The 14,037-nt window shown below is 62.1% G+C and carries 12 protein-coding genes; 4 read left to right on the top strand and 8 right to left on the bottom strand.

The window, feature by feature from the left end; genetic code table 11:
- Positions 1-2: 2 nt before the first annotated feature.
- The 6 genes from E5X88_RS02765 to E5X88_RS02740 form a co-directional block, all read right to left on the bottom strand.
- The gene (locus E5X88_RS02765) at positions 3-479 is read right to left on the bottom strand and encodes a (2Fe-2S)-binding protein (protein ID WP_292158013.1); all 477 of its coding nucleotides are present in this window, start codon (positions 477-479) and stop codon (positions 3-5) included.
- Positions 479-1,339, bottom strand: a complete 861-nt coding sequence (locus tag E5X88_RS02760; RefSeq protein ID WP_292158011.1) for a xanthine dehydrogenase family protein subunit M — start codon at positions 1,337-1,339, stop codon at positions 479-481. Before E5X88_RS02760 ends, E5X88_RS02765 begins: the two co-directional genes overlap by 1 nt.
- 262 nt (positions 1,340-1,601) lie before the next feature.
- Entirely contained in the window at positions 1,602-2,537 is a 936-nt protein-coding gene (locus E5X88_RS02755) for a hypothetical protein (RefSeq protein WP_292158009.1), read from the bottom strand.
- Positions 2,538-2,674: 137 nt separating this feature from the next.
- A complete protein-coding gene (locus E5X88_RS02750) occupies positions 2,675-3,328 on the bottom strand; it encodes a TetR family transcriptional regulator (protein ID WP_292158007.1) in 654 nt (217 codons plus the stop codon).
- A 176-nt stretch (positions 3,329-3,504) separates the two neighbouring features.
- The gene (locus tag E5X88_RS02745; RefSeq protein ID WP_292158322.1) at positions 3,505-5,478 is read right to left on the bottom strand and encodes a bifunctional diguanylate cyclase/phosphodiesterase; all 1,974 of its coding nucleotides are present in this window, start codon (positions 5,476-5,478) and stop codon (positions 3,505-3,507) included.
- A 21-nt stretch (positions 5,479-5,499) separates the two neighbouring features.
- Positions 5,500-6,030: a molybdopterin-dependent oxidoreductase gene (locus E5X88_RS02740; RefSeq protein ID WP_292158005.1), complete on the bottom strand. Its 531-nt coding sequence runs from the start codon at positions 6,028-6,030 to the stop codon at positions 5,500-5,502.
- A gap of 756 nt (positions 6,031-6,786) precedes the next feature.
- On the opposite strand from E5X88_RS02740, the gene E5X88_RS02735 reads away from it, so the two are divergent.
- The 3 genes from E5X88_RS02735 to E5X88_RS02725 are packed head-to-tail and all read left to right on the top strand — an operon-like array spanning position 6,787 to position 10,564.
- Complete coding sequence (locus E5X88_RS02735) at positions 6,787-7,266, top strand: (2Fe-2S)-binding protein (RefSeq protein WP_292158003.1); 480 nt, start codon at positions 6,787-6,789, stop codon at positions 7,264-7,266.
- Positions 7,263-8,246, top strand: coding sequence for a xanthine dehydrogenase family protein subunit M (locus E5X88_RS02730; RefSeq protein WP_292158001.1), 984 nt, complete (start codon positions 7,263-7,265; stop codon positions 8,244-8,246). The genes E5X88_RS02735 and E5X88_RS02730 overlap by 4 nt, the downstream gene beginning before the upstream one ends.
- Entirely contained in the window at positions 8,243-10,564 is a 2,322-nt protein-coding gene (locus E5X88_RS02725; protein WP_292157999.1) for a xanthine dehydrogenase family protein molybdopterin-binding subunit, read from the top strand. The genes E5X88_RS02730 and E5X88_RS02725 overlap by 4 nt, the downstream gene beginning before the upstream one ends.
- A gap of 155 nt (positions 10,565-10,719) precedes the next feature.
- On the opposite strand, the gene E5X88_RS02720 is transcribed toward E5X88_RS02725, so the two are convergent.
- Entirely contained in the window at positions 10,720-11,406 is a 687-nt protein-coding gene (locus E5X88_RS02720; RefSeq protein WP_292157998.1) for an outer membrane protein, read from the bottom strand.
- Positions 11,407-11,667: 261 nt separating this feature from the next.
- Positions 11,668-12,819 carry a LuxR family transcriptional regulator gene (locus E5X88_RS02715; RefSeq protein ID WP_292157997.1) on the bottom strand — a complete coding sequence of 384 codons (1,152 nt, stop codon included), beginning with the start codon at positions 12,817-12,819 and terminating at the stop codon, positions 11,668-11,670.
- A 109-nt stretch (positions 12,820-12,928) separates the two neighbouring features.
- Here E5X88_RS02715 and E5X88_RS02710 point away from each other — a divergent pair, with 109 nt between their 5' ends.
- Positions 12,929-13,987 (top strand): AraC family transcriptional regulator, encoded by a 1,059-nt coding sequence (locus E5X88_RS02710; protein WP_292157995.1) that lies wholly within the window; start codon positions 12,929-12,931, stop codon positions 13,985-13,987.
- Positions 13,988-14,037 lie beyond the last annotated feature (50 nt).

The following is a 14,037-nucleotide window of genomic DNA, read 5'->3' as shown; positions in this document are numbered from 1 at the left end:
CGTCAGGCTCCCTTCATCACGTTTGCCGCGTCCTGGACGGCGCGCACGATCTTGTCGTAGCCGGTGCAGCGGCAGAGGTTCCCGGCGAGGCCGAAACGGATTTCCTCCTCGGTCGGGTCGGGGTTCTTGGCCAGAAGGTCCTTCGCCGCGATCAGGAAGCCCGGCGTGCAGATGCCGCATTGCAGTGCCGCGTGCTCGAGGAACTTCTGCTGCAGCGGATGCAGCGTGTCGCCATGCGCCATGCCCTCGATGGTCTCGACGCGCCGGCCTTCAGCCTCAGCACCCAGCACCAGGCACGAGCACACCAGCCGGTCGTCGAGGATGATGCTGCAGGCGCCGCAGTCGCCGGTGCCGCAGCCTTCCTTGGCGCCGGTCAGCCCGAGGCGGTCGCGCAGCACGTCGAGCAGCGTCTCGTCCGGTTGGCAAAGATACTCGAAATTGTCGCCGTTGATTGTCGTTGAGACTGCTACACCAGCCATCATTTGCCTCCTGCACGTGCATAGGCGGTCGTGGCTGCCCGCCTGGCCAGCACACCCGCAACTTTCCTTCTGAATTCGACGGTGCCCCGCTTGTCGTCGATGGGGCGGCAGGCCCCCGCGCAGACCTTGGCGAGCCGCTCCAGCGCTGCTTCGTCCAGCTTCCTGCCGATAAGGGCCTCGGCTGCCTCCTCGACCAGCAGCACCGTCGCGGCCACGGCGCCCAGCGCCACGCGGGCCGACTTGACGACGCCGTGCTCATCGAGCGTCAGGTTCACCCCGGCGCTGACCACGGCGATGTCCATCTCCGTGCGTGGAATGAAACGCAGATAGGCATCGCCGGAGCGCGGCGCGCGCCTGTCGAGCAGGATGGCCTCGATGATCTCGCCCTTGGCGAGCGAGGTCTTGCCCGGTCCGGTCGGCACGGCCTCCACGGGAACCGTGCGCTTGCCGCTTGGCCCGGCAATCAATGCCCTGGCGCCGGCGGCCACCAGCGCCGGCACGCTGTCGGCGGCCGGCGAGGCATTGCAGAGATTGCCTGTTATGGTGCAGCGACCCTGCACCTGCTTCGAGCCGATCAGCTTGGCCGCCTCGACGACGCCGGGCCATGCCTTGTTCAGGGCCGCGTTCTCTCCCAAGGCGGCGCAGGGGACCGCAGCACCGATGCTGAAGCCGTCCGCCGTTTCCCGGATTTCACTCAAGCCCTCGATCGCCTTGATGTCGATGATCAGCTCGGGTTCGACAAAGCCGCCCTTCATCCTCACCAGGAGGTCGCTGCCTCCGGCGAGGATGGCGGCCGGGCCGGCCGCTCCGGCCAACTGGCCAACGGCATCTTCTATTGAAAGCGGACGTATGTAGCGCATCGTCTCCCCTTGATCATCACAATCCTGTCGGCCTGTTATAGGGCCTCGGACCGGAATGGCTATCCCGTTCTGCACCAGCGGCGATTAGGCCAGGGCGCCGCAAAATCGAGTCCCAAACCTACCTGAACTGGCGTGCGCCCGTGTTATCCGTCGCAGAAGTCGGGTGCAGAACTGTCGTTTTAATCGGGAATTTCGCGACACCGAAACCCCGCCCTCTACCGTGCCGCCGGCTCGTTTCTCAATTCAAGACACTGGGCTCAGCTCAGGGTGCCGGGGTGAACTGGAGCAATTTGAAGCAATCGCCGCTTCCCGACGTCAATTGTGTCAGGAAGCGTTTCGACCGATCGATCCACTCCTGGTGCGACCTGGCATCGGCTTCGATCTCATCGACCGGTCCAAGGTTGACGAAGCTGCGCCCCTTGCTGAAAAGCCAGCACGCACGGCCGAGAAGTCTTCTGCTGCGTTGGCGCAAGAGGTCAGCATCATAAAAGATATCGAGCGCCTCCTGCTTGATCTTTCGCTCCTTTTCAGGATTTGCGATCGCAACCTCGATCGACTCTCCGCCGATCGCGTCCTGCAAGTCCTTGTAGTCGAGGGCGAGCTGAGTTGTGGCATATTTGATCTCGCTCTCATCCCGGACGATGTTGAACCACAGCGTGGGATCGAGTTCGTTGACGACGAACGATGCTTCGAAGTCGCGCGACAGGTTCAGGATCTCGAACGCCTGAACCTCAACGTCGCGCTCAACCAAAAGGATCTCGGCGACCTGCTTGCCGAGTTCCGCCCCGTGGGCGCTGATCGCGGCGTTCGTTCCACCGAGTTCCGGACTGATGTAAGGTCCGCCATCATCCAGCAGCGCATCGAATTCGCCAAGGGATTCGACGACGGCGGCGCCGCGAGCAATGCGCGCCGCCAGTTTGGCGAGAACCAGCTGGAGCTCCGTTTCGCGTTTGCGCTGGTCCTGATAATTCTGCTGAAAAAAGAAGATGAACAGAGAAACGCCAATTCCGATCAGGATCACGCCGAGCTGGGAAAAGATGTTGCGATAATATTCCAGCAGCTTTTCACGATGGCGTATGTCGTGGCGCACACTGTGTGCCACGCGAACATTGACGATCAGCGAAACGATCAGAAGCCCGGCACCGACCAGGATGAGGCCGCCGATGAGGAAATAGCCATGGCCTGCGCTGAAATCCATTCTTTTGCTGCGCCCCTGAAAACCCCAGATCGCGCAGATTAATACCATTCCGCTCCAACACCTATGTCTTCGTAGGGCGTCAGCACTCGGAGACAGCATGAAACGAAGTTCGCTCTATCGCGCTTTCGGTGGCCTGCTTAGCGGAGCGGTGGCTGCTGCCCGCTGCGATCACCCGCACCCTTCGCGCCCTTGCCAGCCCCAAACCGCAACCCGTCCATCAAGAGCGAGACCAGCCGGCGCGAGCGGTCGCGCCAGTCCTCGGTGTCGGGCGCCGAATAGATGCCGCCCAGCGCGTGCAGCACATCGGAACTGTCGACGTCGCCGCGGATCGAGCCGTCGGCCACCGCCGCTTCGATCAGCCGCCGCAAGGCCAGTGTCACCCGGCCCGAAACGTCGGAGAACAGGGTGGAATTCGTCGTGAGCAGGATGCGCAGGCTCGTGGCCAGGCCGCGCTTGGTGGCGATGTAGTCGACGAAGCGCTGCATCCATTGTTCGAGCGCGACGTCGGGCGGATGATGCAGGGCGAGCTCGTCGGCGGCGTGGCACAGCGCCTCAACTTCGCGCCGGTAGACCACCTCGACCAGATGCTCTCGCGTCGGAAAATGCCGGTAGAGCGTGCCGATGCCGACGCCGGCCTGGCGCGCGATCTCCTCCAGCGAGGCATCGACACCACGGGTCGCAAAGGCCACCGCCGCGACCTCGACCAGCGCGTCGCGGTTGCGCTGCGCATCGGCGCGCAGCGGCTTTGCTTCGGCCTTGTCTCCAAGCGGGGCGGGCGGCTGTGCGGCCAATTTTTTCTCCAATATCATTCCGGGCTTGAACCGGGCAGGGGAGGGTCCGGCGGGCCCAGTTAATATAGTCTCGGGATCGAGTATGTCATGTCCTTCGAGCCCGCAAGCCGGCCCCCGGCCGCGGCCGACTGCCAATGCAGATTGACAAGATGCCATGGCAGATGGCCAGACACCGGCTAGGCAGAAAGGCTCAGCCTGAACTTGTCCGTATCCTTCATCCGGCCTTGCCTTGCCATCAGGTGGTCCGTCAGCAAAGTTTCTTCGATGGGCTGCGACATGAAAAACCCCTGAGCGCTGTGACATCGCTCGGCGATCAGAAAATCAAGCTGCGTTTCGTTTTCCACACCCTCCGCCACAACGGTCAAACCGAGGGAATTGGCCAGCGCGATGATGCCTCGAACAATGTTCTGTTTCTTCTTCGACGATTCCAGACCGCTCAAGAACGATTGGTCGATCTTCAACTGATCCAGGTTGAAATCGGCAAGGTAGCCGAAACTTGAATAGCCGGATCCGAAATCGTCGAGTGCCAGGCCGACCCCGATATTTCGAATTTCCGCCAGGGCGTTTAAGGCGTTCCGGCTGTTCTGGATAAAGACCCCTTCCGTTATTTCCAGTTGCAGGCGCGACGGCGGCAATCCTGTCTGCTGCAACACCAAAAGCAGGTGGGCGAAGTATGCATCGTTTTGAAGGCTTTTGCCCGAAAGATTGACCGAGCAAACAAAATCATCGGCGCAAACAGGCATCCATCGAGCTGCCTGCAGGCAAGCCTTGCTCAACACAACCTTGTCGATTTCCAGTATCAGGTCGCTTCGTTCCGCAGTTGGAATGAACGACACCGGCAAACGAATCGCTGCCGCAGCGGGATCGCGCCAACGCACAAGCGCCTCGGCGCCGGTCATGCGGCCGGTCGCCAGCTCGAATTGCGGTTGCCAAACCAGGAAGAACTCGTCGCAGTTGAGCGCCCGCTTGATGCCAGCTTCCTCGCCAAGCTGCATGTCGAACTGATTGAGAATTGCAGGCGAAAACGTGACGAAGCCAGAGCGTCCTTCCGCCTTGGCTACATAAAGGGCGCTGTCTGCGTTGCGCAACAGGGTGGAGATATCCGAACCATGCTCGGGAAAACATGCCATGCCGATACTGGCTCCCATGCGCACGTGATGGCCTTCGAGTTCGGCAAACCGGTTCAATTGCTCCCGAAGCCGATCTCCCAGAGCATCCGCTGCCGTGTGCCGATCCCCGATCGCCATGATGGCAAACTCGTCTCCGCCCAACCGGACAGCGACCACTTCGTTGGGCCGTTCGACCGATTGCAGGACTTCGGCCACGGCTTTCAGCAGCAGATCACCGATGTGATGACCGAACGTATCGTTCACGCTCTTGAAATGATCCAGATCTATCAGGAAAAGCCGGAGTTGCTTGCCGGCCAGCCTTGCCCGGTCCAGCATCAAGTCCCTGTTGGCTGACATCCAGGCCCGATTCTTCAATTCCGTCGTGGCGTCGCGCCAGGCCAGAAATTCCAGTTTCTTTATCGTTTCCCGGCGACCGATAAGCAATACGGCAGTTCCGATAGCCAGCAGCGACAAGACCGCCAGGGCGAACGCAATCTGGTAATTGAATCTCTTCAGGCTTTTTTCTGTCGAATAGAGATCTACGTTGATCTCGTCTCCATATTTGTAATATTCGTCGTTCATCCTCTCTACGAGATGTTCGAGTTCCAGCCCCATTTCCTTCAGGCTCTTTTCGTCGAGAGGCAGCCCGCCCGCAATCATGGCATCAAGCCGCGTCACCGCATCGACGACACGCGGCACGATACTTGCGTAGGCGGGAATTTCGCTCGTTGTCCCGGTGCCGTCGATCCGCTTGAAACGAATGTAGACCAAGTCGTTCGCCGCCGATAACTGCGCAAGGCTGTCTGCAGACCCGGGTGCGGCCTGGGCGAGCGAAGTCATGTCCCTGAGGTGGGTTACATCGCGTATCGCAATGTGGAACTCGCGGATGGCGAAGAAGCCGAACCGAGGCAGCGACGTTTCGATCTTGCTGAGGCTAAGAAACAATACGGTGATCAACACGGCCGAACAGGCTACCGCAGCCGCAATGGCGGTCCCGTAGGTGAGCGGAACGCGCCAGCCTTTCGGTCCAAACCGTACCATGCGAGCCACGCCGGATCCCGATTAGCCGCCGGGCTCGAGCGTCTCGATCAGCCAGACCCATCGTGGTTTGTGGACTGGCGTATCGAAGGCCGGGTGGTCATTGAGCGGGTAGACCAGCCGGGTAGGACCCTGCGTGCGCCGGGTCAGCAATTTTCCGTTCTGGCGGGTGGCAAGCAGGAGAGGACCTTCCGTCCAATCTTCGCGCGGAATTATCTGAACGTATTCGTCCACCGCCCGCAGAGTCACGGAATCCTCGCCCTCCAATCCAACGAGCTTGAGCACATCGCGGAACAGAACGCCTTCAAATGTAAGCTGCCCCTTTTCATATGGACTTGGGGTGGTGACCCTGTAGAGACCGAGCTTTTCCAAATCTCGCAAGGTAACTGGAACCGACTTGCCGTTCTTCTGAACATTGAAGGCCACCGTGTCCGGCGGCTCCGGGAGATCAGCGGGCTCCAACGCCCTCGCCGGCAGAATGCCAAGCACCAAAACCGCCAGCATGATCAGACTGCGCCTAAGCGGCAAAAGTCCTGTGTTGAGCAAGGATGACATGCAGCAATCCTTTCTTCTCGATAGGCCAGCATCCAGCCTTTGCCTGACCTTCATTCGGGCAGACTGGTTCATCGCGCAGATTGGTCACAGTGCCATCAATGCTTAATTTTTCCGTTAGCTTTTGTTCAGGCAGGCGGGAACCGCTATTCTGATGCTGTTTCTTGAGGCCGCAAAAGGTCGGGCGGTTTCAAACCGGCAGCCGACGAGGATTTCCAGCCACAGTGAAATTGCCGAACGAATTCGGCTCAGCCGACGTTCAGGTGTCGAATGTGCGGCTGATTTCGGCGTTGTCGATTCCGTTTAACGACGCGCGCGCAGCGCGGATTCGCCTCAAAGCGCTGCGAAACCAATTTTTTCTCCACTGTGAATACGGGGCTTGAACCCGGGCGGGTCAGCCCCCACGTAATAAACGGAGGCGCCTCCGATTTAGTGGAGCACCTTTATCATGTAATCAGGGGAACCGGTATGTCACGTGTTGAGAGCTTGCAAGCCGCCGAGAGCGTGATCTCCCCCCTCGAGGGGGAGATGTCGCCGAAGGCGACAGAGGGGGTCGGTTCGACCGGGCGCGACCTCCTGCGGCAAATGGAGGTTGGCGCTCTATGCCAGGCGCCCCCCTCTGGCCGCTTCGCGGCCATCTCCCCCTCAAGGGGGGAGATCAGCCTTCATCGACACCTAGCCATAAGATGACCTTGCCGCTCGCCGGCCGGGCATCAGATCATTCCCCCTCCGCGTCAAGCAACTGGAGCCAGACGCCCCATGACAAGCAAAACCCCCATCCATCTCACCATCAACGGACATCGCCATGAACTGGAGGTCGAGCCGCGCGTCACGCTGCTCGACGCCTTGCGCGATCATCTCGGCCTGACCGGCACCAAGAAGGGCTGCGATCAGGGCCAATGCGGCGCCTGCACCGTGCATGTCGACGGCCAGCGCGTGCTGGCCTGCCTGACGCTCGCCGCCCAGGCCGAGGGCAGGGCGGTCACCACCATCGAAGGGCTTGCCGAGAGCGACGGCACGCTGCACGCGGTGCAGGCCGCCTTCCTCGAACAGGATGCCTTTCAGTGCGGCTACTGCACGCCGGGCCAGATCATGTCGGCGGTCGCCTGCATCCGCGAGGGCCGTGCCGGCTCGGATGACGAAATCCGCGAATACATGGCCGGCAATCTCTGCCGCTGCGGCGCCTATCCCCACATCGTCGCCGCCGTGCGCCAGGCGGCACTGGAGGTTGCGTCATGAGGGATTTTTCGTATCTGCGCGCCAATTCCATCGATGCGGCACGCCAGGCGGCGGCGCTGCCCGGCGCCATGCTGCTGGCCGGCGGCACCACGCTCATCGATCTCGCCAAATGCGGCGTCACCGAGCCTGAAACCGTGGTCGACATCACCCATCTCAGGGGACTGGATACGATCGCGGTCGATGACCGGGGCGCCATGATCGGCGCGCTGGCAAGGATGAGCAGCGTCGCCGACCATGCTGACATCAAGAGCCGGTTCCCCGCCGTCTCGGAAGCGCTTTGGCAGGCGGCCTCGGCGCAGCTCCGCAACATGGCGACCTTCGGTGGCAATCTTATGCAGCGCACGCGCTGCCCGTATTTCCGCGATCCGGCGAACTTTCCCGCCTGCAACAAGCGCTCGCCCGGCAGCGGCTGTTCGGCGATTGGCGGCGTCACCCGCGGGCATGCCGTGCTCGGCACCAGCGAGGCCTGCATCGCCACCTATCCGGGCGATCTCGCGACGGCGCTGGTCGCCTTCGACGCCATTGTTCATCTCGGCGACCGTCAGGTCGCGGTCGATGACTTTTTTCTCCTGCCGGGCGCCACGCCCGACAGGGAACACGCGATTGGACCGGGCGAGGTGATCACCGCGATCAGCATTCCTGCTTCCGCCGCCGCCCGGCGCTCGACCTATCTGAAGGTTCGCGACCGGCAATCCTATGAGTTTGCCGCCGCGAGTGCCGCCGTCGGCATCGAATTCGAGGCCGACGGAAGGACGATCAGGGATTTGCGAGTGGCGCTTGGCGGCGTCGCCACCAGGCCGTGGCGCGCTCGCGCGGTGGAAGACGCGCTGAAGGGCAAGGTGCTGGAGCCGGACGCCGTCAGGCGCGCCAGCCTGCTCGCCATCGAGGGCGCCGCCGACCACGGCGCCAACCACTACAAAATCGAACTGGCGCCGCGCGTCGTCGCCCGCGCCATCCTCAAAGTGGGAGAAACGGCATGACCGTTCATGAAACCAGAACCCGGCATGGTGATTCGAAAAGGGGCGACGCGTCGGACGGCGCCGTCCTCGCGGAATCCGTGGGCGGGCGGCTATCGCGCGTCGACGGCCCGGCCAAGATCACCGGTGCCGCAAAATACGCGGTCGAGCAGCAGCTCGACGGGCTTAGCCACGCCGTGCTCGTCGAGAGCACGATTGCGGCGGGCCGGGTGCGTTCGATCGACACCGCCGCCGCTGAAAGCGCACCGGGCGTGCTTCTGGTGCTGACGCCCGACAATGTGTTGCGCCTCAACACCGCGACGGACTGGCTGGGCACGCCGCCGCCGGATGCGCCCTATTGCCCGCTGGCGCGCGACATCACCTTCAGCGGCCAGCATGTCGCGGCGGTGGTGGCCGAGCGTTTCGAGCAGGCGGTTGCGGCCGCGGCATTGGTCAAAGTCAGCTATGACGAGACGCCGGCCATTGTCGACCTCGACGATCCAAAGGCCGGTGACGGCATCCCGATCGATACGATGACCAAGGAATGGGGCGACGCGCAAGCGGCGTTCGCCTCGGCGCCGGTGCGGATCTGCGCCGCCTACAACACGCCGCGCGAATACCAGACGCCGATGGAACCGCATGGCCTGATCGCGCAGTGGCAGGGCGACCGACTGACGGTGTGGGAGCCCAGCCAATGGCTCGACGGCATGGCACGGACCTATGCCGAGTGGTTCGGCGTGCCGTTCGAGAATGTGCGCCTGGTCTCGCCCTATATCGGCGGCGGCTTCGGCTCCAAGGCGTTCGCATATGGCTATAGCGCGGTGGCGGCGATTGCCGCGAAAATGCTTGGCCGGCCGGTGAAGCTCGCGGTCACAAGGCCGCAGACCTTCACCGCCTATGGCGGACGGGCGGCGACGCGCCAGACGGTGGCGCTCGGTGCCGACGCCGAGGGACGGATCCAGTCGATCGTGCACCGTGGCGTCAACGAGACTTCGGTCGACGGCATGTGGGTCGAGCCGCTCGGTTCGGTCACCTCGATCATGTATGCGACACCGAATTTCTCGTCGCGGCAGAATGTCGTGCGGGTGAACACGGTGGTGCCGGGCGCGTTACGCGCGCCGGGCGAGAACCCGAGCGCCTTTGGCATCGAAAGCGCCATCGACGAACTGGCTTACGAGGCCGGCATCGATCCGCTGGAAATCCGGCTCAGGAACTACGCCGAACAGGATCCGGAAGCGAAAAAGCCGTGGTCGACACGGCAGCTGCGCGAGGCCTTCGCTGCCGGTGCCGAAGCCTTTGGCTGGTCGAAACGCAACCCACAGCCGCGCTCGATGCGCGACGGCAACCAGCTGATCGGCTGGGGCGTTGCCGCCGGCACCTATCCGGTGCGGCGCGCCTATGGGGAGGCGATGGTGCGCATCCTCGCCGACGGTTCGGTCGAGGTCGAAAGCTCGTCGATCGACATGGGGCAGGGCACCTACACGATCCTGGCGCAGACCGCCGCCGAAGTGGTGGGCGTGCCGGCGGAAAACGTCGTGGTGAAGCTGGGTGACTCCCGCTATCCCCGCGCCGGCGTCACCGGCGGGTCGCGGCTGGCCGGTGTGATGACCGGCGCCGTGCACAAGGCGGCAAGTGCGGCGCTCGACCAGTTGGTCGGGCTGGCGATCAGCGATCCAAATTCGCCGTTCCATGCGCTGCAGGCCAACACGCTGGTCGTCGCCAACGGCCACATAAGGTCGCCGCGCGGCGACGGCCCTGAGGTCTCGATCGCCGAGCTGCTCGGCAGCGTCGGACGCGAGCAGATCGAGGCGATGGGCGATACAATGCCGGCCAATTCGACGGCTGACGACCGCTACAAGAATTACACGACCATCGCTACGGCGCTGTCGCACACCGAGGGCGACTATTCCCGCCACAGCTGGTGCGCGCATTTCATCGAGGTGCGCGTCGACGAGGATTTCGGCACGGTGCGCGTGTCACGCGTGGTGTCGGCGCTGGATTCGGGCCGGCTCTACAATCCCAAGCTTGCCGAAAGCCAGTGGAAGGGCGGCATCATCATGGGCATCGGCCAGGCGCTGCTCGAGGAAGGCATCGTCGACCGCCGCCACGGCCGCATCGTCAACAACAATCTGGCCGACTATCTCATCGCGACCAATGCCGACATCCCCGACATCGAGGTGATCTCGGTCGGCATCCCCGATTTGCATTCCTCGGTGCTCGGCGGCAAGGGCGTGGGCGAGTTGGGCATCGTCGGCGTGGCGCCGGCGATCGCCAACGCGGTGTTCCACGCCACCGGCAAACGGGTGAGGGATCTGCCGATCACGCTGGAGAAGCTGATTTAGAGCGAGACGGCGAAGCTGCCACAAGGAGGGAGATTGCTTTCGTCGCCGCTTTCGCCGATCACCAGCGTTAAGCCACGCGCTCACCACGACGGCACAAAAGCAAGTTTGCCAAAACCCCGGCGCGCGAGCTCCGGGGTTTTGTTCGATCCGGCAGATCAGAACTTGTAGCTAAGGCCGACCCGGATATCGTGGGTCTGGAGATCGACGTCCGCCACCGTGTTGACACCATCTGCTATCGAGAGATCCTGGCTGCCAAAGTCGGAGTAACGATACTCTACCCGAGCGATCCACTTGTCGGTGAAGGCGTGCTCAACGCCCGCTCCAACCGTCCAGCCAATATGGGTTTCGTCGTGGATCAGTATGTCTCCGGTGGGGGTGCCGGTGATCAAAGTCGCTTCATACTTGGCCGCGGCCACGCCTGCAGTGATGTAAGGCAAAGTCCGATCGAAAGCATAGCCGGCCCGCAGCCGCGCCGAACCCGACCACTTGATTTCGCTCTTAAGCAAACCGCTGGAAAAGGTCGTCAGTCCATCTGCGTCATTGTACGAAATGTCGGCCTCGGCACCTAGCACGAAGCGGTTCGCCATTTCTTGATTGAAGCCGACATGGATGCCGCCAATAAAACCGTCCGGATCCATGGAACTGGTAAGGTCGGTACCCCCACCGCCGAAGCCGCCGTCGATGAAAAGATCGGAGTTTCCGGCCACGTAGCTGACGTGAACGCCCGCATAGAGGCCGGACCAGCTGAAGGCGTCGACAGGCAAGGCCTCATTGATGTCTGCCGCGGACGCCATGCCGAGAGGCGCGAGAATGAAGGCTGTAGCGAGAAGGGTCGTTTTCATCGTTTGTTGCTGCCCCAAAAGGTGTTGCGTTCCCCGCCGCGGAAATGCTCCGCGGAGATCCAGGTGTTGTCGAGACTGCGGTGTTGCATTGTCCGCCGGCCGCGTCTTGGGCAGGACCGCACCCGAATTGTCCTGGAGCGCGCCGCGGCACTTTCCCGGCCGGTGTGGCTGTTCGGCCTCAGTCGGCTGGTCGCGGATTACCGGCACAAGGATGCGCGACCTGCCAATTACGCTGGAGGAGCTGATTAGGAGGAGCCGGCCTCAGCGCGATCCGGCCGGCACGAGGGGCGGGCCTATGTCCGAAATGAGTTTAACGAGATCGGCTTGGCGCCTGGTGCCGGTTTTGGCGAAGATACGGTTGAGGTGGGTCTTCAAGGTGTTTTCACCGATACCGAGCGACAACGCGCTCTTGGACGCAGTCAATCCGCCACCGATCCGCAGGAGGACGCGCGCCTCTGCGGGAGTGAGGTCGAATAGCGTTGTGAGAACGGCCTCCGGGAGCGGGGAAGAGGACGTCGTGGTCGACACGAAGACGGCAGCGCGCGCGGGTCGGAAGGCGGCGCGCGCGGTTCCTTCGGTCAACGGCAACACATAGGCGACGGCGGGCGGTTGACCGGCGGCTGAAATGGGCAGCCCGATGCCGCGGGAGCCAAGCGAAGCATCGGCGCCCGCCGCATGGGCGATTGCTTCCAGCAGAGCGCGGTTTACGGCGGGGTTCTGCGCGTGGAGCAGGCCGTTCCTGGAAAGAATAGGTCCTTGCATGGAGAACATCTGATCGGCAGCCGCATTCGCATGCAGGATTGCCCCGCTGGCGCCCGTAAGAACAACAGGCGCAGCGAGGTGGTCGAGCGCCTCGCGATAAAGTCTGGCGGTGACGCGGGTCTGATCGAGCAGATCTCCAATCAGGGAGGCACGGCGCAGATGCGGCGACAGCAATGCCAGGAAACGCTGCTCTTCAGCTGATATGATCCCTCTGCTGGCATGCGTGGTGCAGCCCATGAGCCCGATCCGGTCTGATGTGTGGACGAATTTGGTGATGCAAGCCTCGCGCAATCCCTGCGGTTTGGCCCAATTCTGAAAAAATGGCGTCTGCTGGAGTTCGGCTTCGCTCATGTGCGACAGCGTCGCAACGGGCGTGTCTATGTCGCCAATGACGGCTGCCTTCAGTCCTGGAATCCCATCAAAGTCATAGTCCTCCTGGAGCGCGCGCATCTGTACGGGATCCCAGGGCGATTGAGCCGCGAACCGGCCATGATTGTCGGCGGTGCTGGCAAGCGCGATGGTGGTATAGGCCGCGTCGACAGCCCTGGTGATCCGGACCATTACATCAGCCCAGCCTTCCGGATTCAAAACGCAGTCGTAGATATCACCGATAATCGAACTCAATGCTTCGCTGCTCAGCCTCTCCACCACGCCTCCTGTTCCTTGCATGCCCCGATCTCGCGTCGGAGGATTTCGCGGCGTCACACTTTTGGGTGACGCCACGCGTGGCTGAGCTCGATTAAGGGTTTGATTCAATCAGTTGAACGCAAGCGATCAGTGTCGCTGGTTATTCCTGGGATGGAAAGCACTGCGTTCGACATTTTTTAAACTGCTGGTGTTTTATCGGGGTGTCGCATTGTCGCGAAAGACGGTGTTTTCATCGGCTCAATTGCCATCGCATCTTAGCGAACGCGAGCGATTCTCCCTCTGGCAAGACATCCATGTCGCGCAGATATGGTCGGTCGAGTATGGCATAGCTGCAAACCTGCCTTTCGAAGCCGCGATCGAAGCCACGGCTGTGGGAGAACTGGTTCTCGGTCAGATGTCCGGAACGATCCGGCAGGCCACGAGGAAGACGAGCAATATCACTGAGGATGGCAACGATGGTTATCTCCTGCTGATCAACAAAGCCGACACCCTGCTGAGCGGGACGCAAGCCGGCCGCGAATACAGTGTCGGTCAGGGAGAGGCGGTTCTGGTCACAGCATCGGAAGCGCTGAAAATGACCGGCGCCGACAGGAATGTGTGGACCAACGTGGTGGTCCCGCGCGCTGTCCTTGCACAGGCCTTCCCGCAGATCGACGACAGGCTGGCGTTGAAGATCGGCGCCGAAAACGAAGCTCTCGATCTTCTCAAACGCTACTGTCAACTTCTTGAGACCGGCGGCCCTCTCATCTCACCCGATCTCATAACACACGCGACGGCAACGATCGTCGATTTGATCGGTCTGGTGACAGGCGCGAAAGGCGAGGCTGCCGAATTGGCCGGCTTGCGCGGTCTGCGTGCAGCCAGGTTGCAGGCCGTGTTGGCGAAAATCACAGGCAACTTTGCCGACCCTGACGTCTCCGCGCAAGGTGTCGCAAGGGAGCTCGGCCTGTCGGCCCGCTATGTCCATGATCTTCTTCAGGAAACGGGGGCCGGTTTTGCCGGGCGCGTCCTCGAGCTGCGCTTGCAGGGAGCACATAAGATGTTGTCGCAGAGAGACAACGATGGCATGCGGGTTAGCGAAATTGCCATGGCAAGCGGATTCAGCGACGTGTCGTACTTCAATCGCTGCTTTCGTCGTCGCTTCGGCTATACGCCAACGAGCGCGCGATAGAAGCTGGACACTCAGACCAGGCTTTTCGGCATCGCAATCGCCCGCCGCGC

The sequence above is a fragment of the Mesorhizobium sp. genome, from assembly GCF_004962245.1.
GTDB lineage: Bacteria > Pseudomonadota > Alphaproteobacteria > Rhizobiales > Rhizobiaceae > Mesorhizobium.
This window is presented reverse-complemented; position numbering and strand designations above follow the sequence as displayed.